Annotated in this window: 17 protein-coding genes and 3 tRNA genes; 13 read left to right on the plus strand and 7 right to left on the minus strand. The window is 47.9% G+C overall.

Annotation, left to right across the window (positions count from 1 at the left end; translation table 11 throughout):
• Positions 1-32: 32 nt before the first annotated feature.
• Entirely contained in the window at positions 33-749 is a 717-nt protein-coding gene (locus AADH33_RS00650) for a hydrolase (RefSeq protein WP_348549227.1), read from the minus strand.
• Between the two features lie 114 nt (positions 750-863).
• Between AADH33_RS00650 and AADH33_RS00655 the strand changes: the two genes are divergently transcribed.
• Complete coding sequence (locus AADH33_RS00655; RefSeq protein WP_348549228.1) at positions 864-1,937, plus strand: DUF3025 domain-containing protein; 1,074 nt, start codon at positions 864-866, stop codon at positions 1,935-1,937.
• 352 nt (positions 1,938-2,289) lie between these two features.
• Positions 2,290-5,097 (plus strand): aconitate hydratase AcnA, encoded by a 2,808-nt coding sequence (acnA, locus tag AADH33_RS00660; RefSeq protein WP_348549229.1) that lies wholly within the window; start codon positions 2,290-2,292, stop codon positions 5,095-5,097.
• A 119-nt stretch (positions 5,098-5,216) separates the two neighbouring features.
• Here the strand turns inward: acnA and AADH33_RS00665 are convergent, their stop codons facing one another.
• The 4 genes from AADH33_RS00665 to gltX form a co-directional block, all read right to left on the minus strand.
• Positions 5,217-5,870 carry a LysE family translocator gene (locus AADH33_RS00665; RefSeq protein WP_348549230.1) on the minus strand — a complete coding sequence of 218 codons (654 nt, stop codon included), beginning with the start codon at positions 5,868-5,870 and terminating at the stop codon, positions 5,217-5,219.
• A gap of 223 nt (positions 5,871-6,093) precedes the next feature.
• Positions 6,094-6,169, minus strand: a tRNA-Glu gene (locus AADH33_RS00670).
• Between the two features lie 129 nt (positions 6,170-6,298).
• Positions 6,299-6,374 (minus strand) — tRNA-Ala (locus AADH33_RS00675).
• Between the two features lie 227 nt (positions 6,375-6,601).
• A complete protein-coding gene (gltX, locus tag AADH33_RS00680; protein WP_317052806.1) occupies positions 6,602-8,140 on the minus strand; it encodes a glutamate--tRNA ligase in 1,539 nt (512 codons plus the stop codon).
• Positions 8,141-8,432: 292 nt separating this feature from the next.
• Here gltX and rsmH point away from each other — a divergent pair, with 292 nt between their 5' ends.
• The 7 genes from rsmH (at position 8,433) to AADH33_RS00715 (ending at position 18,121) form a co-directional block, all read left to right on the plus strand.
• On the plus strand, positions 8,433-9,599 hold the full coding sequence (rsmH, locus tag AADH33_RS00685; protein ID WP_348549231.1) for a 16S rRNA (cytosine(1402)-N(4))-methyltransferase RsmH: 1,167 nt from the start codon (positions 8,433-8,435) through the stop codon (positions 9,597-9,599).
• Between the two features lie 277 nt (positions 9,600-9,876).
• The gene (locus tag AADH33_RS00690; RefSeq protein WP_348549232.1) at positions 9,877-10,389 is read left to right on the plus strand and encodes a cell division protein FtsL; all 513 of its coding nucleotides are present in this window, start codon (positions 9,877-9,879) and stop codon (positions 10,387-10,389) included.
• Complete coding sequence (locus AADH33_RS00695; protein WP_348549233.1) at positions 10,386-12,503, plus strand: peptidoglycan D,D-transpeptidase FtsI family protein; 2,118 nt, start codon at positions 10,386-10,388, stop codon at positions 12,501-12,503. Before AADH33_RS00690 ends, AADH33_RS00695 begins: the two co-directional genes overlap by 4 nt.
• Positions 12,504-12,589: 86 nt before the next feature.
• Complete coding sequence (locus AADH33_RS00700; protein WP_348549234.1) at positions 12,590-14,269, plus strand: UDP-N-acetylmuramoyl-L-alanyl-D-glutamate--2,6-diaminopimelate ligase; 1,680 nt, start codon at positions 12,590-12,592, stop codon at positions 14,267-14,269.
• A gap of 125 nt (positions 14,270-14,394) precedes the next feature.
• Positions 14,395-15,864: a UDP-N-acetylmuramoyl-tripeptide--D-alanyl-D-alanine ligase gene (gene murF / locus AADH33_RS00705; protein WP_348549235.1), complete on the plus strand. Its 1,470-nt coding sequence runs from the start codon at positions 14,395-14,397 to the stop codon at positions 15,862-15,864.
• A 3-nt stretch (positions 15,865-15,867) separates the two neighbouring features.
• Positions 15,868-16,986: a phospho-N-acetylmuramoyl-pentapeptide-transferase gene (gene mraY, locus AADH33_RS00710; protein WP_075102493.1), complete on the plus strand. Its 1,119-nt coding sequence runs from the start codon at positions 15,868-15,870 to the stop codon at positions 16,984-16,986.
• Between the two features lie 199 nt (positions 16,987-17,185).
• Complete coding sequence (locus tag AADH33_RS00715; RefSeq protein ID WP_348549236.1) at positions 17,186-18,121, plus strand: putative RNA methyltransferase; 936 nt, start codon at positions 17,186-17,188, stop codon at positions 18,119-18,121.
• A gap of 106 nt (positions 18,122-18,227) precedes the next feature.
• Here AADH33_RS00715 and cls read toward each other — a convergent pair whose 3' ends face one another.
• The gene (gene cls, locus AADH33_RS00720) at positions 18,228-19,712 is read right to left on the minus strand and encodes a cardiolipin synthase (protein ID WP_348549237.1); all 1,485 of its coding nucleotides are present in this window, start codon (positions 19,710-19,712) and stop codon (positions 18,228-18,230) included.
• 768 nt (positions 19,713-20,480) lie between these two features.
• Here cls and AADH33_RS00725 point away from each other — a divergent pair.
• From AADH33_RS00725 to AADH33_RS00740, 4 genes are all read left to right on the plus strand, one after another.
• Complete coding sequence (locus AADH33_RS00725; RefSeq protein WP_348549238.1) at positions 20,481-21,128, plus strand: hypothetical protein; 648 nt, start codon at positions 20,481-20,483, stop codon at positions 21,126-21,128.
• A 150-nt stretch (positions 21,129-21,278) separates the two neighbouring features.
• Positions 21,279-21,884 (plus strand): hypothetical protein, encoded by a 606-nt coding sequence (locus AADH33_RS00730; RefSeq protein ID WP_348549239.1) that lies wholly within the window; start codon positions 21,279-21,281, stop codon positions 21,882-21,884.
• A gap of 59 nt (positions 21,885-21,943) precedes the next feature.
• Positions 21,944-24,958 (plus strand): carboxypeptidase-like regulatory domain-containing protein, encoded by a 3,015-nt coding sequence (locus AADH33_RS00735; protein WP_348549240.1) that lies wholly within the window; start codon positions 21,944-21,946, stop codon positions 24,956-24,958.
• A 72-nt stretch (positions 24,959-25,030) separates the two neighbouring features.
• On the plus strand, positions 25,031-25,813 hold the full coding sequence (locus AADH33_RS00740) for a hypothetical protein (RefSeq protein WP_348549241.1): 783 nt from the start codon (positions 25,031-25,033) through the stop codon (positions 25,811-25,813).
• Between the two features lie 85 nt (positions 25,814-25,898).
• On the opposite strand, the gene AADH33_RS00745 is transcribed toward AADH33_RS00740, so the two are convergent.
• Positions 25,899-25,989, minus strand: a tRNA-Ser gene (locus tag AADH33_RS00745).
• Between the last annotated feature and the right edge of the window lie 84 nt (positions 25,990-26,073).

Here is a 26,073-nt window from a genome sequence, read left to right on the forward strand (position 1 = left end):
TTATTTATCATTTTTTGCTGGTAGAGGCGGCCTTAACTTAGCCAGCCTTTTATCAATTCTGGCCATAGACCGAGCTTAAGCTTTGCCCAAGCTGCAGGATCACTGACCTGCTGCCAAAAGGTGTCAAACGGCGGCGCTATATATAACAATAACACCAAAATAACGTATAGCAGCAAATACCACCATTTGTCTTTATGCTGATAAAACTTCATCGCCGTACCCGACGATCGCTTCATTTTCATATTGGACAAGTTGACGCTATATAATTCGTCTAGAGCCAAATGCACCATCGCGCCGCCAAATAAAAACAAACCATAAAACCAGCTCACCGTTAAGGGCAGGTGCAAAATATCATGGCTTAAATACGTCAGCGCCAAGCCCAATATCGCCATATAAGGCACAGAATGGATAACGCCGCGATGCACCGTCATCGTGGTGAAGATATGAAATACTACATAACGCATAAACCCATAGCCTGCCAGCCACAATACCATCAATGCCAATAAGCTCAGCTCACCGCGCCAATGCATCACCAGCCCAAAAGCGAAGACAAAAGAGATGAGGTTAAAGCCAAGCTTAATCGGTGTTGAGTGATCCGAATCCAAGTCTGGCAAGAGGCCGCCGATGGTACCGAGCGCTGCACACATCAAAAACCCAGAGTCATCAACCAGCCCCGCTTTATAGACCGTTAAGCTCAGTGTACCGCTGACCATAAATGCAACATTTAAGTGGGTGTTAAAATTTGCCATAAAAACTCATCAATAAATAGCGCACGAACACAACGTTTCGAGCTGCCCGTCTAGCCGTAAAAAAGCGCACCATGATACCATAAGCCGCCCATTGCCCATGAGAGATAGTTTGATATGACTGCCAGTAACCTGCCTCCTTTGCATCGTTTAGATGCGCGTTTTGACCAGCCTTTGCTAAATGATTCGTCTGTACAGACGTCAGCCATAGTTGCCAACAGACTTGATGACAGCTTTGCCCAGATTGACTGGCGCGCGCCGTGGCTTCGTCATGTGCAGCAGTTAGATGCCATTAGTCAAACTATTACTCAGCTCAGTGCGACAAAAGGCTTGAGCATTAGGTGCGCTAATACTAAAAGCTCTGCTCCTGAGACTCAAGTCCTTGATATCAGCCGCACACAAAACACGCCAGACATCATCGCTAAAGTATTAAATACCGCATTGCATCAGCAGGCAGCAGCCTTGCAGCAGCGACTGCCACACACCAAGCCTGCATCTAACCATAAGGCGCAGGCTTTACAGTTTGTCTCACAAGATGCGTTGCCAGAGGGCGAGGCTTACGAAAGGTTTATCGGCAGTACGGGTAATATCCCGACGCGTGATAACTTACACGACTTATTTAACGGCAGTATTTGGCTGACGTTCCCTAAGACCAAAGCCCTGCTAAACCACTATCATATGCTTGAGATTGAGCAGCAAGGGAACGGTGCCAGTCGGGGCCGCGTCCGCGATACCATCACTGTGTTTGATGAAAACGGCGCGGTATTGGTTACCGCAAATCCTAGTATTGGCGAGGCGTTGATCGACTTTGACTGGCAGGGCAGTTTGGTACAGCCCCGCACGCAGTGGGATGACCCTATAAGTCCTAGTCCAAAGGCGCAAGCGGCGGTTTATATTTTTGGTCATGCCCTTCTTGAGCAATTAATAGCACCGCGTAAGCCCTTGTGCGCGCATAGTGTGGTCATCAACGTCGGCCAAGATTTCTTTGCCTTGTCAACGCAGCAGCGCATCGCCTTTTTGGATGATAAATTGGCTGATTATATGAATGAATTATTATCAAAGGACACAGTCACACCGCGTCATTTATCGCCACTGCCTATTTTAGGTGTGCCGCATTTTTGGGCCGAGAATGAAGATTCTCATTTTTATGATGATGCATTTGTGTTTCGTAGTGGTCGCCGTAAAAAGTAATAAAAATGGATTTGTCTAGCCTTTAATTAATAACTCGCTAACACATTGTTACAGTTACGATTGTGCCACGATTTGACTACGTCTAGACGTTAACAAAGCACTATATATTTGTTATGGTAAAAACAAGCTGATGTCAGGTCTTACAAGCACCTTTAGAGCTTGGGTTGATGAAAACATATGTCTTAGGATTTTGTCTTACATGGTTTTGTAGTCATGAATGTTTTTAGTGCCTACTTTGACACAGTATTGCTTTAATAAACCACCATTTATTGAGCCACCAATATCAACATAAATGCTGACTTACGATTAGCCATTTATGTTTAGGATTTATAACAACGATAAGGAAGCTACCATGAGTGATATCTTTAATGTAAAAGACACCATTTCGGTCGATGGCAAGGAGCATGCCTATTATAGCTTGCCCAAACTTGCCGAGACTTACGACAATATCAATACGCTACCGTACTGTATGAAGGTCGTACTAGAGAACCTATTGCGTAACGAAGATGATGGTCAGTCTGTGGGCAAAAACCACATCGAAGCAGTGGCCAACTGGGACGCTGGCGCTGAGGCGTCCAAAGAGATTGCATTCATGCCAGCACGCGTGGTGCTGCAAGATTTCACCGGCGTGCCATCAGTCGTCGATCTGGCAGCGATGCGCGATGCGGTAGTAGAGCTGGGTGGTCGTGCTGAGCAAATTAATCCCTTTATCCCCAGTGAGTTGGTCGTCGACCACTCGGTACAAGTGGATGCTTATGGCCGCGAAGATGCGCTGGATCTCAACGAGAAGATTGAGTTTAAGCGTAATAATGAGCGTTATGAGTTTCTCCATTGGGGCCGAAATGCCTTTGAAAACTTTGTCGTTGTTCCACCAGCGACCGGCATCGTGCACCAAGTCAACTTAGAGTATCTTGCGCGCGTAGTCATGGCAGCAGATGTCGATGGCGAACTGACGGCCTATCCTGACACGGTGTTTGGTACCGACAGTCACACCACGATGATTAATGGTATCGGTGTGCTTGGCTGGGGTGTTGGTGGTATCGAAGCTGAAGCGGCAATGCTCGGTCAGCCATCCTCAATGCTCATTCCGCAAGTGGTTGGTTTTGAGCTGACAGGCAAACTCAGAGAAGGCGTCACCGCGACGGATTTGGTATTGCGTGTGGTTGAGATGCTACGGGCGCATGGTGTGGTCGGTAAGTTTGTCGAATTTTACGGTGAAGGCTTGCATCAAATGCCATTAGCAGATCGAGCGACGATTGCCAATATGTCGCCAGAATATGGCGCGACTTGTGGTATTTTCCCGATTGACCAAATGGCGATTGACTATCTGCGTCTATCAGGCCGTGACGAAGCGCAAATTGAGCTGGTCGAAAAATATGCCAAGGCACAGGGCTTATGGCATGATGCCGATACGCCAGCGGCAACTTACTCAAGTAAGCTAGAGCTTGAACTGTCCTCTGTCCAGCCAGCACTGGCAGGCCCTAACTTACCGCAGCAGCGTATCAACTTATCTGATATGCACGAAAAATTCGGCGAAACGCTTGAGAAGATGACCAAGGACCGTAAAAAAGAAGTTGAAGCTAAGGTACGTTTCGATGAAGAAGGCGGTAAGCAAGAGCAAGCCAAAAACCTAGCAGCTAAGCCGAAAAACTGTGATGAAGACGGTAACTTCTGTAGTATCGTTGACATTAATGATGAGAAGTATAAATTACGTGACGGCGCGGTGGTGATTGCCGCGATTACCTCTTGTACCAACACCTCAAACCCAGCCGTCATGCTCGGTGCTGGACTGGTCGCCAAAAAGGCCGCTGCCAAAGGCCTCAAAGCCAAACCTTGGGTTAAGACCTCATTGGCACCAGGATCAAAAGTGGTGACGGATTACTTAGAAAAAACCAAACTGATGGATGAGCTAGAAAAAACAGGCTTTTATCTCGTCGGTTATGGTTGTACCACTTGTATCGGTAACTCAGGACCACTGCTTGAAAGTATCGAACAAGGTATCGAAGAAAACGACTTAGTTGCGGCAGCGGTACTCTCTGGTAACCGCAACTTTGAAGGTCGTATTCACTCACACGTCAAGGCAAGCTATTTGGCGTCGCCACCATTAGTCGTCGCTTATGCGCTGGCAGGTACGGTTGATATCGACTTGACCACCCAGCCGCTTGGTCAAGACCAAGACGGCAATGATGTCTATCTAAAAGACATTTGGCCAACGTCAGATGAGATCAATGAGCTGATTGCCAATAACATTGATGCTGATATGTTCCGTAAAAACTATGGTGAAGTGTTCGATGGTAGTAAAGAATGGAACGCGATTAGCTCAGCCGATAGTCAGCTATATCCATGGGATGAAGGCTCAACGTACATCAAAAATCCACCGTTCTTTGATGGTATGACCATGGAGCCAGAAGGTATCCCTGATATCGAAGACGCGCGTATCTTAGGTCTATTTGGTGACTCAATCACCACTGACCATATTTCGCCAGCTGGTAACATTGATCCAAACTCACCAGCAGGTAAGTATCTGCAAGAGCGCGGTGTCATGGAAGCGGACTTCAACAGTTATGGCTCACGCCGTGGTAATGATGCAGTCATGACCCGTGGTACCTTTGCCAATATCCGTATCAAAAACCAAATGATGGATGGCAAAGAGGGCGGCTACACCTATTACTTCAAAGACGATAAGTCGACGCTACAAGATGGCGAAGAAATGGCTATCTATGATGCAGCGATGAAGTATAAAGAAGATAAGCGTCCACTCGTCGTCCTCGGCGGGGCGGAGTATGGCTCAGGCTCTAGCCGTGACTGGGCAGCGAAGGGTACGATTTTGCTTGGTGTAAAAGCGGTATTGACCACCTCGTTCGAGCGTATTCACCGCTCAAACCTCGTCGGCATGGGCGTGCTGCCATTGACTTTCAAAGATGGCGAAGACGCTCAAACCTACAAGCTCGATGGCTCAGAAGTGCTGAGCATCACTGGTCTGAACAATGGCGAGAGTAAGACCGCTCAAGTCACTGCCACCCGTGCTGATGGCTCGACCGAAACCTTTGAGGTCAACGTCGGCTTGCAGACACCAAAAGAGCGTGAATACGTACGTCATGGCGGTGTATTGCACTATGTACTGCGACAGCTTGCAAGCGATCACAAAGACGCTGCGTAATGATTGATTAGCTTTTAAATAATACAAAGCCCAATTCCAGTAAAATCTGGGATTGGGCTTTTTTATGGGTAGTTAGATTTTATAAAAATCAGCTTATTTGATCATTATTTGCAGTTTGTTTATCCCTTCTCTGTAAGCAACTTAACTCCCAAACCAATAAACACCACGCCGCTTATTTTATTTAAAATCACTTCGATAGCTGGGTTTTTTCTTAAGTTGGCACTAAATTTTGAGGCCAATAAAGCAAGGCACGAACACCATACAAAGCCCGTCAGCGCAAAACTCAATCCCAAAATCAGAAATGACAAGGCGCTATGAGCATAGTTAGGATCGATAAACTGCGGAAAAAATGCAAGGAAGAATAGCGCGACTTTTGGGTTAAAGACATTGGTTAATACGCCCTGTTTGTATATTTGCCAGTGCGCTATAGAGTTGGCAGGTGCCGATGGGCTGCTTTTTGGTAAATGATTTGCCAGTAAAGAGGGCTGCTTACTCATCAGCATTTTTATACCCAGATAACACAAGTAGCTGGCACCGATATATTTTACAATCGTAAAGGCCAGAGGTGAGTTGATCAAAATGATCGATAGACCCAATGCGGCGAATACCGTGTGTACCAAGATGCCTGAGATGATACCGAGGACAGAATAAAACCCTGCTACGCTGCCATGTGAGACGCTACGGGTAATGATATACATTGTATCGGTGCCTGGAGTGAGGTTTAACAAAATCGCCGCCAAGACAAAGCCCAGATAGTTTTCGATACCGAACATGGCTCATACTTCCTTGTGATAGCAATAATAAGGGAGTGTTTTATTTATCGTTTATTTCGTAGTTTACATGGTATCGGTCATCATGAGCAGCTCATATCGATGGTTTTTATAAACGCCAAACGAAAAAAATCCCAGTCACCGGATGATGACTGGGATTTTTTAGTGTTCGCTTATTAGTCTAACCTGATGCTAAGCAAAAGTGCTAATAAGTGACGCCGAATAGTGGCGTCCCCAGGGGGATTCGAACCCCCGTTACCGCCGTGAAAGGGCGGTGTCCTAGGCCTCTAGACGATGGGGACGCATAGAGTGTCATAACCTATGGTTATAACGGTACTTCACAATATCAGAGCGCTTATTTATTAATAAGCCTTGCCTAGGTGCTGACATTGTTCTCAAAGCAATATTTATCCGTTGAGCGATAAATAGTATGGTGGAGCTAAACGGAGTCGAACCGTTGACCCCTTGCATGCCATGCAAGTGCTCTACCAACTGAGCTATAGCCCCTCGCTAAGAGTGTGCGTATTTTAGGTAAGACCAGCAGTCTTGTCAACCGCTATTTTTAAAAAAATGCAAAATAATGCAAAAAAAGTCATTAAAAGTATTTAAATGGCTAATTATGGGCGTTTGAGTATGGAGGTTGCATAAAAAAGAGCCAGTATCGAGCTGACTCTTTTTTATTATTTGTCCATTCTACTCTTCATCGGCAAGTACGATAGTACCCTGCTGCCAAACTATGCATCAGCCAAAAAATTAGGCAGATCCGCCGCTTTTTTCTCAAGTTTTTTAAGTTTCTTTTTACCGAGGCCGCCTAGGACATCAACCGCATGGCGCAAGCGCGTCAAGGTCATGTCCGCGCCAATAATCGCCATCGAGTTCATAACGGGCGTCGACGAGGTGCTACCCGCAATCGCGATAAAGAATGGCGCCATAAAGTCGCGCATCTTGATATCGAGGTGGGCGGCGAGGCCTTTTAGCGTGGTATAGATGTTTTCCTCCGACCACGTCGGCAAGGTCTCAAGCTGCCAAAGCGCCAGTTGTAACAGCTCGATGATTTGCTCAGGCTCAAGTGATTTATGCGTAAAGCTCTCAGCGGTGATGTCTGGCAGGTTTTGGAAATAAAAGCCGCCCCAGTTGACCGCGTCAGACAACAGCTCGATGCGTGGCTGAATCGCAGCGGCGATCGCGGTGAGTTTATCGCTGTCACTGGCCCACTCAAGGATTTTGTTTTTAAGCTCTTCAGGTGTAAGCGCGCGTAGCCATTCGCTGTTTAGCCAATTGAGTTTTTCGGTATCGAAGATAGGGCCGCCAAGAGACACGCGCTGGATATCAAAGCTGGCAATCATTTCATCCAAGGTGAATTTTTCGGTATCGTCAGGCATTGAGTAGCCCATACGGCCTAGGTAGTTGAGCAGCGCTTCAGGCAGTACGCCGGCATCACGGTAGTAAGTGATTGAGGTTGGGTTTTTACGCTTCGACAGCTTTGATTTGTCGGGGTTACGCAGTAGCGGCATGTGGCAGAGTGTTGGCATCTCCCAACCAAAGTAATCATAAAGCAGCTGATGCTTGGGGGCAGAGTTGAGCCACTCTTCGCCGCGCATGACGTGAGTGATCTCCATCAAATGGTCATCGACGACGTTGGCAAGATGGTAAGTTGGCATGCCGTCAGTTTTTAGCAGCACTTGCATATCGACCTGCGCCCAAGGAATCTCGACGGTGCCGCGCAGCATGTCATGTACCTGGCAAACACCGTCGGTGGGTACACGCATACGAACCACGTGCGGGGTGCCCTCGCTTACCAATTGCTCGGTTTTTTCTGGAGGTAGGTGGGCACAGCGGCCGTCATAGCGTGGGGTCTCGCCATTGGCCATTTGCTCAGCGCGCATGGCATCTAGCTCTTCTGTAGTACAAAAACAGCGAAACGCATGGTCGCTTGCTATCAGCTGCTCGGCGTGTTTTTTATAAATATCGCTACGCTCGCTCTGACGATAAGGTGCGTGCGGGCCACCAACGTCTGGTCCCTCACTCCAGTCAAGTCCGACCCAGCGTAGCGCGTCCAAAATCATCTGCTCGGATTGGGCAGTTGAGCGCGTTTGATCGGTGTCCTCAATACGCAAAATAAACTCACCGCCGTGGGCTTTGGCAAAGGCTAAATTAAAGAGCGCGATATAAGCGGTACCGACATGCGGAAAACCAGTCGGCGAGGGCGCAATACGCGTGCGAATAGGACGGGCATTGCTCGTATCGGAGGGAGCGTGGGTCGATGTTTGCATAATAAAAATCTCAAAAAGTCGTGGGCGATAAATAGCAACAATAGCCACAAAATAACTAAAGGAAAAATATGACTAAAATAGCAATGAAAGAGTGGCCGTCAATAGCAAAAAATAGCGTAAAATATAGCGCTAGTATAACAGACAGCTGCGATATTTTTAATGAAAAGCCTGTCTAGTGCTTGACTCACCGTGTATCCTTGCGATAATAAGGTAAAGCAAGACATAACTTGTTTATTTTCATCTGATTTTTTACTATTACCGGCCGATATGGTCGTCATCTACTGAGTCGTTTGTGTCCACATTGAATGATAAACCAAATAATAAGCAAAACAGTACGTCCACTCATAAACAAAGCCCTTCTTTGGCCACTGACCCTGCCAAGTCGGCGGCTGATTTATTTGCTGTAACCTCTGATACCGCGCAGCCCACCCGTGACGGAGGGTCTGCATGCGCGGCGTCCAGCGAGCAGCGCTTTGTCCATGATGCCGTACTATTGCAAGAGACGGTGGCGGCGGTACTGGGCGTCAAATCTCTTCCCAAACGCACAGATGACGCCCCACAACCCAGCTTGCAAATGAGCGGCATCTACGTCGATGCTACCTTTGGCCGTGGCGGTCATAGCCGTCTATTATTGAGTCATCTGAGTGACGACGCGACGCTGGTGGTGTTTGATAAAGACCCAACGGCCATTAGCGTTGCTCACGAATTGGCAAATAGTGACTGCCGTGTCAAAGTGGTGCATGATAGTTTTGCGACCTTAACGGACAGCTTAGCGGCGCTGGGTATCGATCAGGTGGATGGCTTGATGGCAGATTTGGGCATTTCATCGCCGCAGATTGATGATGGTAGCCGCGGTTTTAGTTTTATGCGTGATGGCGCGGTCGATATGCGTATGGATACCAGTCGTGGCCAGTCGGTGGCCGAATGGCTCGAGCAGGTCGATGACGAAACCTTGGCCAATGTGCTTTATGAGTTTGGCGAAGAGCGCCACAGTCGCCGTATCGCGCGCGCCATCAAGCAGATGGACAGCTATGAGTCCACGCTTGAGCTGGCAGAGGTGATCAAAACGGCGCACCCCAACTGGCAGCGCGGCAAGCATCCAGCGACCCAAAGCTTTCAGGCCATGCGTATTTTTATCAATAACGAGCTGGGCGATGTCGATGACTTTTTGGCGCAAAGCATTCCGATTTTAAAAGCAGGTGGTCAGCTGGCAGTGATTAGCTTTCACTCCTTAGAGGACCGCCGAATCAAGCAGTTTTTGCAGCGCCATAGCAAAGGGCAATATCCAGAGGATGACAATCTGCCGATGCCGCCCAAGCGTCCGCGCTATTTTGGTAAGCCAAAACGGGTGGGGCCTAGCAAGAGCGAGATCAGCGGCAACCCGCGCGCGCGCAGTGCATGGTTACGACTGGCCACGCGCAGCGATGTTGAGTACCAACAGGCGGCAAACCAAGATTAGCTACATTTTCAGTGAAGCGGTTTAAGAGTAGTCATATCGCCTTACTGTTGTTCATCTAAATAAGATACAAATGTGCGAATGGCTACGCTAGTGTTAAAAAGCTGTAAATATTACCTGCTAGGCTCAGCAGTTGGTTTTTTGTTTGTAGCGCGCATGACAGTGATATTTGGTTTTATGTCACCGATGCGGCCTGAATATCTGATAGAGACATTTGCGCATAAAAACCATTTAAAACCGTCGCCGATTTTATATTTGAAGTCCACTTTTTGAGAGCGTCATGGCAATATCTGACAAACCTACTCGCCGCGCCGGCACCCCTCCTAATGTCGATATCGGCGAGCTGTTTGTGCGCCGGTTTAATGTGGTCAGCATTTATGTGACGATTTTATTATTGCTGGCGGCGGCAATCATCTGGAGCGGTATCAAGACCGCTGAAGGCGTCCAGCAATACCATCAGGACTATAAAACCTTGCAAGACATGAAAAAACAACAGCGCAAGCTACAAGTTGAGCATCAGCGGTTGCTTATCGAGCAGCAAACCTTTAGTGCCACGCCGCAAATTGCCAGCCGCGCTGTGGCCGAGCTTGGCATGTACTCTCCAACCCTCAAAGATAAGTTGATTATTCAGCCAGGCGCTCCTACGGCACTGGCGCCAGCCGCCTCTAGCGAGGCAGATATCACCGCCAATGACAGTGATGTCATGCAAGAGGTTGCCAGTACCGATTTGTCGATTGATGCGCCGCCTAGAGCTACATCAATTAATACCAATGCGGCGGAGGCTGGGCGATGAGTGAAAAAAAATCCAAAGCCAAAATCGGTAAGTCAACAGCAAAAAACAACAGCAAAAAACCCACCAGTGGCAAAGTCACCAAGCCGCTGCGCCGTGTCAGTGCGGCCAAATCAGGACAAAAAAATAAAAAAACTGATAATAAAAAAACTGATAGTAGTGCGGCAGATAGCCGTAAGGCCAAACTGTTTGGGCGACTAAAAAAGAATGACAATCAAGGTGCTTATACCAGTGTTAAAAACCGTAAAACCGCATTTTTAAATAAAGCATCAGGGGCATCCTCACGGGGCGGTTTTGAGCAAGACAAAGCGCGATTTTGGACGGTTTGGGGATTGGCGCTTGCCATATTGGTCGCACTGATAGGCCGTGCTTACTACATTCAAGTCGCCAATGCCCAGTTTTATCAAGATAAGGGCAATGAGCTGATCACCAGCGTACGCACACAAACATCTTATCGCGGTATGATTACCGATCGCAACAAACTGCCACTGGCAGTGAGTGCGCCGCTGGCGACAGTGTCCTTTAGTCCGCATGACTATGCGCGTGAATACTATGAGCTAAAACGCATCATTTTGACCAACCCTGACAGTCCGCAGCTACGAGCGCGCATGCAAAAACGCTTGGATGCTATGGATTTGACGACCTTGGCCGCTGCCGCCAATATCTCAGTAAGTGAGCTAAAACGAGTCACCGCGATCGATGACAGCATCGATGTCACCGACGAGGAAGCAGTAAAAGCAGCGTTGCCATCAGGCGCAGGCTCGCACTACTTACCGCTTCTTAATAAAGTCACGCCAGAGATTGCCCAAAGTGTCAGCTCTTTAGATTTCCCTGGGGTATATGAAAAAAACTTCTTTCAGCGTTATTACCCGCAGCCTCAGCCCAACTCGCAATTGCTCGGCTTTATGGGACAAAACGCCAATGACCCTGAGGGCGGCTATGAAGGGCGTGCGGGTATCGAACGTCAGTACGAAAAGGAGCTGGCGGGCAAAGATGGCAAGGTACTGGTGCTAAAAGATGCCAAACAAAACAGCCTAAAAGAAATCAAGCAAGTCGAGCCTGAGATACCGGGCAAAGATGTGGCGCTGACGATTGACTCGCGCCTGCAGTATCTGCTTTATAAAGAGTTAGAAAAAGCAGGGCGCCTACAGCGGGCGCGCTGGTCGACAGGTATGGTCGTCGATGTACAGACAGGCGAGGTGCTCGCCCTCTCGACATGGCCGTCATTTAATTCCAATAACCTCAATGAGATGACCGGTGAAAACCAGCGAAACCGTGCGCTGTTAGACGTCTTTGAGCCAGGCTCGGTGATGAAGCCATTTACTGTAGCTGCGGCGTTAGACTCGGGTAAATATACCGCGACATCATTGATTGATACCAATCCAGGCTCCATCCGTGTCCGTGGTTATACCATTCGCGATCACCGTAATCTCGGCATGATCAACATGGGCACACTACTACAAAAATCGAGTAACGTCGCCTCGACCAAGATTGCATTATCCCTACCGCCTGATGCCATTACCAATATGCAAAAGCAGTTTGGCTTTGGTAAAAAAACCCCATTACAGTTCCCTGGTGAGGGTAGTGGTCTGGTGGTCACGCCAAAAGAAAAAGAAACCTCGCGCCGCGCTACCGTCAGTTATGGTTATGGTCTGCAGGTGACACTTGCACAGGTCGCGCAGGCCTATTCGGCATTGGCCGCAGGTGGTGTCATGCATCCGCTGACCTTGATCAAAGACGACAAACCGAAGCCAAGTAAACGCATTATGGCGCACGAGCAAGCAATGTCTATCGTGCAGATGATGGAGAGCGTCACCGAGCCGGGTGGTACCGCGAAAGGCGCGGCCATTGATGGCTACCGTGTGGCGGGTAAAACAGGAACGTCGCGCCGTATCAACCCAAAAGGAGGCTACTATACTGACCAGTATCGTAACGTCTTTGCGGGTATGGCACCAGCATCAAACCCAAGGCTGGTGGGCGTGATGCTCATCGAAGACCCGCGCGCGCAGATTTATGCGGGTCTGACGGTCGCTCCTGTCTTTCATAATGTCATGAAAGAGGCGCTGCGTTTGTATAATGTGCCTTTAGATAAGCCGCTAAAAACCGAAGAGCCATAAGTATCTTGCCACATAAACACGACGACTGATGTCGGTCAGTATCCAGCGCCAGCCGCTGATTTGTGTTCACCGTTTAGGATTTGCCCATGACCACGCTTACCTCATCGCCCAGCACCGCTGCGGTTACCTTGCAGCAGCTTTTAGAGCGCGCCGATCGTCAGCATTCTTTGCTACAGTCATCGCTCACCGCGCTGCTCGCTGCTGCGGACAATACCAGTGAGGGCATCTCGGTCGCGCATATACCATTTGCACAGTTTCGGTTGGATAGCCGCCACGTTGCGGCACACGATGTGTTTGTCCTGCTAAAAAGCCAGACAGGCCACTGTCAAAAAAGCCGCGACTATCTGCTACAAGCCGCATCACAGGCGGCTTTTATTCTCTCGGAGATTGACCCAAGCGACTTGTTTGATGATGGACAGTTGCCAGAAGATGTCTTGCCCTGTCCTTTGATATACACGCCGTATATTCGTGATTTTTTGGGCAGTCTCATTCAGGCGCGTTTGCAGTACCAGCAGCATAGCCGATTACCCACGGTGGTGGCAGTGACGGGCACCAATGGCAAAACCACCATCAGCCAGCTAGTAGCGCAATTGACGCAGCTGACTGGCATGAGCAGCGCTGTGATGGGGACCGCGGGTAACGGTCGATTGGGTGCCTTGGTACAGGCTAGCCATACCACGGGCGACGCTCTTGCCGTGCAGCAGTTTGTGTATCAAATGGCGCTTGAGAAGGCAGAGATATTGGCGTTAGAAGCCAGCTCGCACGGCCTTGATCAGCAGCGTCTACAAGGCGTGCCGATATCTGTTGCGATTTATACCAACTTAAGCCGCGATCATTTAGATTACCATGCCGATATGGCAGCGTATGCCGCGGCAAAAGCTAGGCTCTTTGACAAAACGCATTTTCCTTCCTTGACGCACGCCATCATTAATATCGATGATGAGTACGCGCAGGTCATGCTAGATATGGCGCATGCCAGTGGTTTGACGGTATGGACGTATAGTCTGGATGCCTCAAAGCCTGCGACTTTTGCTGCCACCGATATTACCCCAAGCTTAGAAGGGGTGAAAATTACACTGCAGACAGACATCGCCGGTGGAGATACCGCTGATAAAGGAACTGGTGATACAGACCCTGGCCATAAAGAGAGCTGTCGCATAAATATCGTTAGTCCTTTGCTCGGGCGTTTTAATGTCGCCAATTTGCTGGCTGCCATTGCCGCTGCCGCCGCGTTGGGCATGAGTCTTGAGCGTATCGCTAAGCTCGTCCCGCAGTTACAAGGCGCGGTAGGACGTATGCAGCGCGTCGCATCGCGTGATGGCTGCTTTATCGTTGATTATGCGCATACCCCTGATGCGCTCAGTCAGGTGCTGGCCAGTTTGCGCACCCACTGCGAGGGGCAGCTGTGGGCGGTGTTTGGCTGCGGCGGAGACCGTGACGCGGGCAAGCGTCCGCTGATGGCGCAGGCAGGACTGGCGGGCGCGGATAGGGTTATATTGACCGCGGATAATCCGCGCACCGAAGACCCAGAAGCCATCTTGCAAGATATGCAAGCGGGCATGAGCACCGCGCAGTATCAGCGCACCCATATCGAGCCTGCACGGCAAGCGGCGATTGAGTATGCTGTCATGCAAGCAGCGCCCAATGATATCGTCGTCATCGCTGGCAAAGGTCATGAGACCTATCAAGAGATCGATCATGTCCGTTATGATTTTGATGACAGTGTGGTCTTGCAACAAGCCTTACAAAAGGCTGGGCGCAGATAGGCGATGGGTTTGCAGCGTCATGATTTTGAGGGTTGCGCCATCATTTAAGCGCGCTCATAAAATCATGTTAAGCGTAACAAACAGTATTTATAAAAATTAAGTAGTCATCATACAAGGTAATCATTATGACAGCCGACAACGACAATACCATTCAGTCGCAAGGTCTCTATGTCTGGCAGGTAGATAATCTGCTCGCTGCGACAGCCTCGCTGGATGGGCATTGGCAGCTAGCAGCAGGACAAAGCAACGCAGGACAAAGCAATGCAGGACAAACTGAGCTTGCCAACAATACGGTCACCAGCAACCGTATCGCCACCGATACCCGCACGATAAAGAGCGGCGATATCTTTTTGGCGCTAAGCGGTGCCAATTTTGATGGTCATGACTATATCAATCAAGCCGCTGCCCAAGGTGCTGTCGCCGCTATCGTCTCACGTCCCATCTCGACGAGCATCCCGCAGTTGGTCGTGAGTGATACGCGTCTGGCTTTGGGGCAGCTGGCCGCTTATCGTCGTCAGCAGCATCAAGACTTGACTGTGATTGCTATCACCGGCTCAAGCGGTAAAACCACCTGCAAAGAGATGCTTGGTAGTATCTTTGGTCGTTTAGCACCGACTCTGATCACCCGTGGCAACCTAAACAACGATTTGGGCGTACCGACGATGCTGCTCGAGTTGTCCGATCATCATCGCTATGCCATCTTAGAGCTGGGCGCCAACCATATCGGCGAGATTGCTTACACGGCAGAAATCGTCCAACCGGATGTGGCTTGTATCCTCAATATTGGTACCGCGCATTTGGGTGAATTCGGTAGCCGTGAAGGCATCTGTCAAACCAAGTCGGAGATTTACCATACATTAACCGATACTCAGTTTGCTATTGTCCCTGACAAAGACGACTTTACCAATCAACTGCGCCGTATCGCCGAAAAACATACCTCACATGTGATTGGTTTTGGCAATACCGATGTCAGTGCCAGTCATTTGGATGTCGAGCCTGAGCGTAGTGAGTTCAAGCTGCATATTGGTAATCAAGTCCATGACATCAACCTACCATTGGCGGGCGAGCATAATGTCAATAACGCCTTGGCGGCGGCCGCTTGTGCGCATGCGCTAAACATCGATGTCAGTGATATCGTGATTGGTTTAGAAAACGCCCGCCCCGCCAAAGGTCGTCTCAATAGCCAGATACTGGGGATGCATCGCCTGATCGATGACACGTATAATGCCAATCCGCATTCCGTGCGGGCAGCGGCCAAGGTGCTGGCGGCGCAAACAGGCACGCAAGTGATGGTGTTGGGCGATATCGCTGAGCTGGGTGACGCGGCAGTGAGCGAGCATCAAAGCTTGGGTCGTACCATTGCCACCACGGGTATCAACGTGTTGCTGTGCGTCGGTGAGTATGCGCCGTATACCGTAGCAGGTGCGCAAGAAATCTCTGATATCAGTGCGCATGCGTTTGCGGATAAAGACAGCCTATTGGCATATTTACAGCCGTATTTGCAAGCGCAGCAGGCTAAGCCTTGTACCGTGCTGTTCAAAGGCTCACGTGCCATGCAAATGGAAACCCTTATCAATGCGCTAGTCGAGGAGTAGGCGGTGTTAGTTTGGTTGTTTGGCTGGCTTGGCCAGTATTATACACCGTTTTCTGCGGTTTCTTCGTTGACGCTACGCGCGTTATTAGCGGTCATTACCGCTTTAGTCTTTAGCATGATGTTTGGTGGCCGCGTCATTCGCCACTTGCGTGCGCTCAAATATGGGCAGGCCATCCGTAATGATGGACCGCAGTCGCATCTGGCCAAAACGGGCACACCGACCATGGGCGGCGTCCTGATACTCAGTGCTATCGGGGTATCGACCTTGCTATGGGCGCGCTTAGACAATCCTTATGTATGGATCTTGCTGGTGGTGATGGTGGTGTTTGGCGCGGTTGGCTGGGCTGATGACTGGCTAAAGATTAAGTATAAAGACCCCAAAGGCCTAATCGCTCGCAAAAAGTACTTTTGGCTGTCGATGGGCGCGTTATTTGTTGGGGTGTCGCTGTACTATATCGCCACGCTGCAGCCAGATATGGCGACCACCCGCGAGATGCAGGATTTACTACTGCCTGTCTTTAAAAACTGGATCGTTCCTTTCTCTGCGCTACCTTTTGGTATTGGGTTTATTATCTTTACCTATTTTGTGATTAATGGCGCTTCTAATGCCGTCAACTTAACCGATGGTTTGGATGGTTTGGCTATCTTGCCAGTGGTACTGGTGGCGGCAGGTTTGGGCGCGATGGCTTATGTCTCAGGTGATGTGCGTTTTGCTGACTACTTGCATGTGCCTTATATCGCTTATAACTCTGAGGTCATCATTGTCTGTGGTTCGATGATTGGGGCAGGCTTGGGCTTTTTGTGGTTTAACGCCCATCCAGCCCAAGTATTTATGGGTGATGTCGGAGCACTGGCACTGGGCGCGATGCTCGGTACCATCGCGGTCATGACTCGTCAAGAGATTGCCTTTGCCATTATGGGTGGTTTGTTTGTCGCAGAAGCGCTGTCGGTGATGCTACAGGTTGGCTCATATAAGCTGCGCAAAAAACGCGTCTTTCGTATGGCGCCGCTGCATCATCATTTTGAAGAGATTGGCTGGAAAGAAACACAAGTGGTGGCACGCTTTTGGATTATTGCCATTATCCTTGTAATCTTAGGGCTAATGACGCTAAAACTGCGCTAACTACTTTTTAACAAGCTGGTTTTTTAATAAATTGGTGCTTTAACAAGCTGGTGTTTTAGCAAGCTGAGCTTTTTGATCCAGCGCTCTGCAAAAGCCATCTCATCGTGTTTGAGGTGGCTTTTTGGGTTCTGTCTCTTATTGTTAAGTGAGGGGTTTTATGCCGCAGCTGAAGCAAACTTTGCTAAAATGACGGCCATATTTGACTGATTTTGAGAAACCTGTGTCGTTATTTATTTGTCCCCTTTGCCAGTCACCCATGCAGCCTGCAGCCGATACATGGCGCTGTGATGGCAGCTTGCATCCAAAGCAGACCAAGCACCCTTTCGATGTGGCGCGTCAAGGCTATGTCAATTTGTTACCAGTACAACAAAAAAAATCCAAAGCGCCAGGAGACAGCCAAGCCTCTATCGAAGCGCGGCAGCGGTTTTTGGCCGCAGGACATTACCAGCCATTACAGGCTTTGCTTGAGCAGCAAATGAGGCAGCTACTCGGGCAGAGTGAGACTGCCGCAAATTGGCTGGATGTCGGTTGCGGTGAGGGATATTATACCCAAGCAATGGCGCAGATAGACGGTATAGCATCGCTGATAGCGGCTGACATCAGCAAGCCTGCTGTCTCTACTCTCGCCAAAGCAAGCAAAGCGGCAGGGCAGCTGTGGTATCAGCAGCCCAAAGAGGACGCGACTCAGACGGCGGTATATCCACTAGTGACCAGCGCCGCCCATCTGCCGCTACGCGCCCGTAGTGTGACGGGTATCAGTAGCATCTTTAGTCCTATCTTGCCCGAGGCCTTTGCCAAAGTATTGTGTGACACAGGCTATCTCATCATTGCCAAACCCGATAGTCAGCATCTTGCATCGATGCGTGAGGCGTTGTTTGATAGTGTGCGCGAGCATGATTCTGATAAGTTTTTGCACGAATTAGCCCCGCACTTTACCCTGCTTGCGACGCATCACGTCAGTACCGAGCTGTCATTAGCGGCAAATGATTTGGCAGATTTGATGACCATGACCCCGTATGCTTATCGCGCCCGCGCAGAAAAACGCCGAGCGTTACTGGAGCTTAGTGAGCATGCGCCATTTAATACAGAGGCCAGGTTTGTGGTGTATGTTTTGCAAAAGCATGCGGGTAAATAGTGCAATCTGTAGATGAAATGAGTCTGCCTGCATCCTTATTAACAGAGTCGATATGAGAGCGTGTCCTCAAGTCAATCGAGAGACATTTAGCCATCTAAACGGCCATTTATAAAATAGGCCCCATGGTCGCGACGATATTATTCCAAATTCTATAAGACAGTGGCCAGTTTTCCACCTGCGCGCAGGTCACCTCATCTGAGTCCGCGATATACTGGTGTTGGCGTGCGACGATATCAGCGGTGAGCGCTCTATCACTAAAAATAATATTGTTTTCATAATTTAAATCAAAACTACGCAAGTCCAAATTGGTTGAGCCAATCAGGCTGATTTCACCATCGACGGTTAGGGTTTTGGCGTGTAGTAGACCGGGTTTGTACTCATATATCTTTACCCCAGATTCGAGCAATTGCCAGTAGTAGCTGTGGCTGGTGGCTGCCACCACGATAGAGTCGTTGTGCTTTGGGAAAATCATCGTCACGTCTACACCGCGGTAGGCGGTGGCACACAACACATTGACCAACGAGTAGTCCGGTACAAAGTAGGGCGTCGAGATGATAAGAGTATGCTGGGCTTGGCTGATTAACGCGCCCAAAAACTGCGGTGTGGTGCCGTGACGCTGGGTCGGCCCATCGGAGAAGACTTGCGCGGCAAAGGTGTTGGTTGGTTGTATCTCAGACGTCGACTCAGCACCGTCACCCAAGGCGGTCGCAGGCTGGGTAAAAAAAGGGAAGCTCTCAAGCGGGGTATAAGGGTTTTCGCTGAGCCAGTCACTGGCAAACAGCATCTGGTTTTGCGCCACAACTGGCCCCTCAACACGCATCATGATATCTACCCACGGCGTAAACTTGGGCTTTACCCGAAACTCAGGGTCGGCGCAGTTGCGACTGCCAGAGTAGCCAATCTTGCCATCAATCACCGTGATTTTGCGGTGATTGCGCAAGTCGATTCGACTAAACATCATTACCTTTAAGAAGTTGTTAATCGGTAATGCCACGCTAACGTGTACGCCGGCGTCTTTCATTTCTTGCCATATCTTTGAGCGCACCATCTTACGGGAGCCCATGCCATCGACCATCGCGCGGCATGTCACCCCGCGCTTTGCCGCCCGTATCAATGCTTGGGCAGTGTCGATACCCATGCCATCAATCAGCCAAATATAATACAGCACATGGATATGATCGGTCGCTGCATCAAAATCAGCAATCATGCGTCTACGCGTCTCGTTGGCATCGGCCATTAGCTCGGCACGGTTGCCCACCGTCGTACGGAAACCTGTGGCATTGGCAGAGTAAGCAAAGGCTGCGCGGTACTCTGTTTTGACAGCCTGTGTCAAGGCCGCCTCACTGCCCAGCACATCGGGGCGATAGGCGCTCAATCTATCGATGACTTGCTCACGCTCGCGGGCAAAGTTGCGGCCCAGATGTACCTCACCAAACATCCAGTAAACCACCACCCCCAGATAAGGCAAGATAAATAGAATGACAATCCAAGCCAGCCGAGCAGGGGCGCTCAGATCATGGCGCGACAATACTCGTAAAGAGATGAGCACCAGTAAGAGAAAGTGGATGGTGAGCAGGATGTCTAACAGCATAAGGCAATCCAGTGTTATTGTTTTTATTGATGTATCGCACAGTACTGACTAATTATAACGTACTGTAAAACTTTGACCGTATTGATTGGTAAAGTCGTACAGGGTGGTGCTACTGAAAATAATAAATGCAAATCTCACTGATAAAAGTAACGCGCCATTACCGTGGATGGTTGAGCCTGTTTGGCTACTTTCTTAGTTGTTTTTGGTAAACTGGCAGTACTACTGTTTCGTCATCATACTCGGCAGATATCCATTATTTTTATCATGCAGCTTTTTTTGTATTAGGCAATCTATCAATCCGACACTTGCAGAACACTGATTGAACCGCCTGTCATAGCCAGCCGCTATCTTTCTGTATGAGATTAAATAATAGATAAGTATGTTTTTTGTAAAAACAAATTTCTAGTTTTAAGGTTGTGGCTACGATTTTGCACCATGCTCTCTAGTCGAAGGATTCTGATAGTTAAATGCTTAATCATTCAAAGACATCAATGCCTTAGACTCAAATACCACAAGCTGATAAAGGCCGTTTATTTGATAAGAATGGTTAATAATCTAAGTTATTGCCGTTTATCTGTTATAAAGACCGCTCAATCTATGGACATTTGTAAAACTGTCTGTTGTGTAATAGGATGTGCTTTATTTACTTTCCACATTTTGCCATATCTTCTGCATTATGGGTCTTTGCCTTATGCGTACTTAGAAAACCTAAACAATACTACTGATATGGCTTAACTTTAAACTGGTTTGAATTTTGAGATTTACATTATGAATATTTTTACGAAAGCTGCGGTCGCAGGTTTGGCTTTATCAGTATCTTCATTTGCGTCAGCGGCAATCAGTGGTTCGACGGACTTCCGTGTGACGTTACCTGAGATTTTGGTGCTTTATCACTGGGACGATGCACATCTGATTCTAGAAGAAGTTGGTACTACGCCAGCTAATGATAGCGACGCTAGGGAGATTAGTGACACTACTACTCGTGAGTTGACTGCAGACTTAGGGTCTGGCTCTTATACCATCAACACTGACGTTAATACAACATCAGCGGCGTTTCCTACCTCAATCAGTGTGACGTTAAAAAATGCTTGGGCGGTACGTAACTTATCTACTGCTAGTGGTGTTAATCTTGCGTTAACAAACCCTAACTCTACACTGACCAGTGTTACAGATCAGACATCGAGCGTTACGACTTCTAATGCCGTTTTAGAGTCTGCTGGCCTTACAGGCAGTGGCTCAGGTACGGTAACCATTGACTCAGGGTTTGAGGCAGTATTGGGTGACATCAAGTTTGATCTAGACTTAACCGGTGCCGATAGTGCTGGCGAATATAATACGCGCGCTACCGCCGGAGCGGCTGGCCCAACAGAGGATGCAACTGATACTTTCCTTTTAACCCTAACGGCTAACCCATAACGCTACATAGCTGTCCGCTTCGATCAAAAAGTACCAGCTAAAATGTGCTGGTATTTTTTTATGACACTTTTCGTTTCAAGGTATTTTAGCAACTTGTATTCTCTCCTAATGCGGTGAGCTGCAAGTAACTTAAGATAAAAAGGTTAACAGATGAAAATTTCGACTTCTTCCAACCCAAAACTGATTAAGTTACTACCGAGTTCTGTGGCTGCAGCTTTATTCATGACGCTCAGCTTTACGCAGACTGCCAAAGCAGAGCTTATCACCAATAGCTCTGCGGATGATAAAGGTCGAGCCAATATGGTCGTGCGTGATGATCGTCAAAAAAAGCTGCCACCTGCACAGCTAGGCATTCGGCCCTCTCAAATCAATGAGACTGTCTCGTTAACTAAGCGCAAAAACCTAAGCAAGCTTAATCAGTCTTTAACGTTATATAATTACGGCAGTAAGCCTAAAAATATTAAGTTAAGTTTGATAGATATGGATGCAACAGGGGCGCAAATAGAGCCCAATGAAAATACACTAAAGCCATGGACGTTAATCAATCCTACACAGTTTACTATTCCTGCTGGTGGCTATCAGACAGTACGTATGTCGATACGCTTACCTATGGATTTTGCCACAGGTAAGCGCCTTGCTGTGTTGTCAATCGAACAACAAGTCGATAAATCTCTAACCTATGATGAAAATGGTAAGGGTGTGACACTTGAGCTTGGCTCTCGTTATGCGTTACCAGTTCGTATCGATGTTAAGTAGGTAAAGGTAGGCATTCGCTATGCTTTCTGTGTTAAGAAAATGGACTCTATACGTTGTTTATGAATAAAAAAATCACCCCTTTGCGTCTAGCGACGTTAGTGACGTTGCCTTATGTAGTGGTTTACTGTCCAACAGCGCTTGCACAAATGCAAAGTATTGCTGCCAACTCAGGGGCCTCGGTTTCATCCGCTAAAGCTGCTGCTAAAAGCGATAAGGCATTGACGCTTACTTTAGTAGGGGTATTGGTAAACGGCCAAGAGCAGGGCAATATCGATGCGCTCTACGAGTCGGACTCTGACGCTCGATATGACAATCAAAATAATCGTTATTACTTATCCGTTGATGATTTAGCGGCATTGACTCAGGTCAGCTTTGCCACTGTTCATAGGCAAGACCATGATAGAGCGGATAGCTCGCATAAGGATGCTTATAAGGTTAGTACCCCTATTGGTGAGACGCAGATATCTGCTGACAAGATCGTTTCTTACCGCGGCAAAAGTTATCTTTCTCTAAGCACATTAAAAAAACTGGGAATTACCGCAGATTATAGCCAACCAGATTTAGCTATCATATTAAATATGGGCTGGCGGCCATCAAAAGACGCCACTTCACAAACAAATGGTAATACCCCTAAAAAGATACCCATTGATTATCACCCGAGTCGAGCAGGCCTGCTGGGGCTATCATTTGATAGTAGCTTGAGTGCTAGCGAAAGCAGGGATGATCAAAACAAAGCGTCCTCTACTAATCGTCAAATGTATGCGGATATCGGTGCTTATGGCTATGCCTTCGGTGGTGTATGGGGTATCAACGCTAGGGGTTATGATTATGATAGTGGCTCAGAGTATGGTGCGGGCAGCGAAGATAAGCGGCCCAATCGTGACAGTTTTGGAAAGACGGCTTTAGATGGCTTTGGTTATCTGCCATCAGAGTGGGATGATTGGGAAATAGATAATTTGTATTGGGCCAAGTCTGAGAAACATTTAGCGACACGCCTCGGTATCAATCGACCCAATTCGTTAGGACAAGGTGCCCAGACATCAGGGTCTGAATTTACGGGTGCTATGCTTGCCTATAGTAACCAAGACATTTCACGGCATCTTTCTTACTTTGATGAAGACAGCCGTAGCTTATTGCAAAACACCAGCCAAGATTATCAACATCTACGAGGTACTGGCGCAGCGGGCGGCGTAGCAGAGCTGCGCATAAGTGGCCGTCCTGTCGCTCGAGTACAAATCGGGCTCGATGGACGTTACGAGTTCTTAAACCTTGATGTTAGTCAATTGTCATTGACCGACACTGTGGTAGAGGTGGCCATTTATGCCTATCCTCTGGCCCGTCAACCACTTGATATTCGTCCGATTTTACTGGGTAAACGTCGCACCAATGCGGCGACTGACGAGCTGATCATAGAGGCAGGTATTGGCCGTACAGGCAATCTGATCAATAGTGATGCTAGAAGAGCAATCAACAACAATGACAATAGTGACACTGCCGCGCATCTATACACCGAGTATGGGGTAAATAACCGTTTAGCAGTACGGGGCGGCGTCAATACCAACATACAAAACTTACCCAAAGATAACGACTCCATATCATGGCATGCTGGTGCTAACTATAGCCTATCGCCTTACAGCAATGCTGATATTAGCTATGCCAATACGCCTACCCAAGATTTGTGGCAAGCGCAGTTGCAGTATCAACGAAAAAAAGTATGGGCAAATTATCAGTATCAGGCTCGTCAGTATGACAAAACTGTGGCAAACACTTCTTTGCAAAATAAAGGGTCAATAGATCGATTGAGTGATCGTCGTCATCAGTTGTTGCTCAATTATAGCCCAAGTGACCAAACCAATATCAGTCTGAACCAATACTACGATGATCTGGCTATTAAGAAGCCTAATTCCGATGATTACTATGCCTATACCAGTGTCAATCACAGGTTTAATGAGTCATTAAATGCAGGGGTTAATTGGAACAGTAGAGATGATCGCTATGGTTATCGTCTCACTTGGCAGGATGGTTACAATCTCCGTGCAAAGGATAATGCTACTCAGATGTCGGGTACGCGCAATACGATAGGCATATCTGGCGATAACGATAGTGATACGCTCTCGTTACGGCATCAGCTTGATAACTGGACCAGCTTAGGGCAGTCAATCAGCCGGCTGCATGAAAACAACAATGTCTTATATCAAGGCGATATTAGTCATCGATTTGATGCCAGTCATGTATTGCATAACATAGGTCTGGGCTCAACAGATAGCTCAGTTAATGCTGGTTATAGCTTGTATGATGGACAGGTAGGCTGGCTAGTTGACTGGCAGTTAAGCACTCGTAAAGGCATCGATTTTAGCCTAGGATATAAACATCGTTATGTAGATGCAGTACCTAGTAGTCGCTATACAGATTTGATAAATGATGGCTCGTTTATCAATGAGCGTGAGCTACCAGCTTGGACACAGAATAACTATGTATTTGCCAAGTTATCCTTTGATCTGTTCAAAGCCCCAAAACAAGGGCTAAAATTTGGTAATTATCCGCGGCAGAGCGCAGGAAATGTGGTCGTAGATATCAATCACCATGCCGATTCGCCCATAGACCATGACAGTATGCGTTTTGAGCTGGATAATCAAGAGGTCAAAGCCAGCTTACTAGCCAGCCAGCCAACACGCAGCCAGTACTTGATTAGTAATATTAAAGCGGGCGACTATACGCTCACTATGGATAGCGAAAACCTGCCTTTGGAGTATAGTACAGGTGAGCTGCAAACCCCGCGAATTAGAGTCAGCAACTACGCACCTACCTCTGTGCCCCTACAATTAGAGAAGTCATATGGTGTATCAGGAAGGTTGGCTGATGCTAAGGATGGGGTAGTTGTGACTGTCTATCAAGAAAATAAGTTGGTACAACGTGTCACCACAGGCAGTTATGGTTACTATCAGATATTTGGTCTGAGCCCAGGCACTTATACCGTTCAGGCCAAAGGTTATGAGGCTCAAAAAGTGGATATTACCAATGACTTTGTCATGCAGGTAATGTTACAGCCAACGCCCCATAGTGCGACACAATAAACGCAAATGATGACTGTTAAAGCGAGTCGTGAGTCATCCTTAACTTCATATGAGATTACACCAGAGGCCGCTATGTCTAAGATGTCTTTAATCGCCTATATAGGTAAGCTGCGTAAAGCCCTATTGAAAACTGGTTTGATAATGTCAGCGAGTTTTTTTGCCCAGTCAGCTTTTGCTCAGTGCCCGATAGCTAATGCCAGTGGTTTTAATGTTGAGTCACTAAACATAGGTACTTCTGGCGGCAAAACGATATTTTTCTGCAAACAAGAATTTACCCCCTCACAGTTAAGCTATACACCCACTGAAGAAGCGCTACTTACTGGTAAAAGTCGAGCTATCTCAAAAGGAAACACCATTCAAACCTTTCCTCTGATGGGCAGTGTTAACTTATCTGGTTTTTCGGCTTCAGATTTGTCCTTAGACTTAAATATGCTACAAAGAGATTTCCCAAATAATGGTGGGCGGTACAATAAAAAGAGCTTATTTAATTTTTATACAAAAGTGAATAGAGAGTCTGAGTGCCCAGCTGAGTACACTCGGATGAAGGGATACTTAAGAAACAACGCCACGAGATTCGTTATCACGCCTGCTTCAACGACCTCTTTTGTCCCAGGCAATGATCCCATTATTGGGACATTTAAGAATGCAAAGCTTGCAAGAGATAGTGGGGTAAGTCAGTTGACCGCTGATATTGAGCTATATCATACAAACCCTGGTGCTGGTCAGTATTTTACAGCAAGGGATGGCGTGTATTGTTGGCTTGGCGTAGGAACTAGGCTGAATATGAACCCAAATAATACTAGCTTAAAAAACTCAGGAAACCATAGTCTAACGATGGGCGTCGTTACTCAGTAGTATGTATGCAAAAACATGAGGTTTTAGAGTATCAGTCGGTTGTTTTTAACAGCGAAGGTAGGAAGCGCTTATAAAAAGCTAAGATTGGCGGTGAAGGAGGGATTCGAACCCTCGATACGCTATGAACGTATACACACTTTCCAGGCGTGCGGTTTCAGCCACTCACCCACTTCACCATTTAGACAGACCGCATTTGCACGATACTGATTTTTGACTGGCTAAGTATAGCGGATACCATTTAAAATGTCACGACTTACGCC

This window comes from Psychrobacter sp. KFRI-CH2-11 (assembly GCF_038239325.1).
GTDB lineage: Bacteria > Pseudomonadota > Gammaproteobacteria > Pseudomonadales > Moraxellaceae > Psychrobacter > Psychrobacter celer.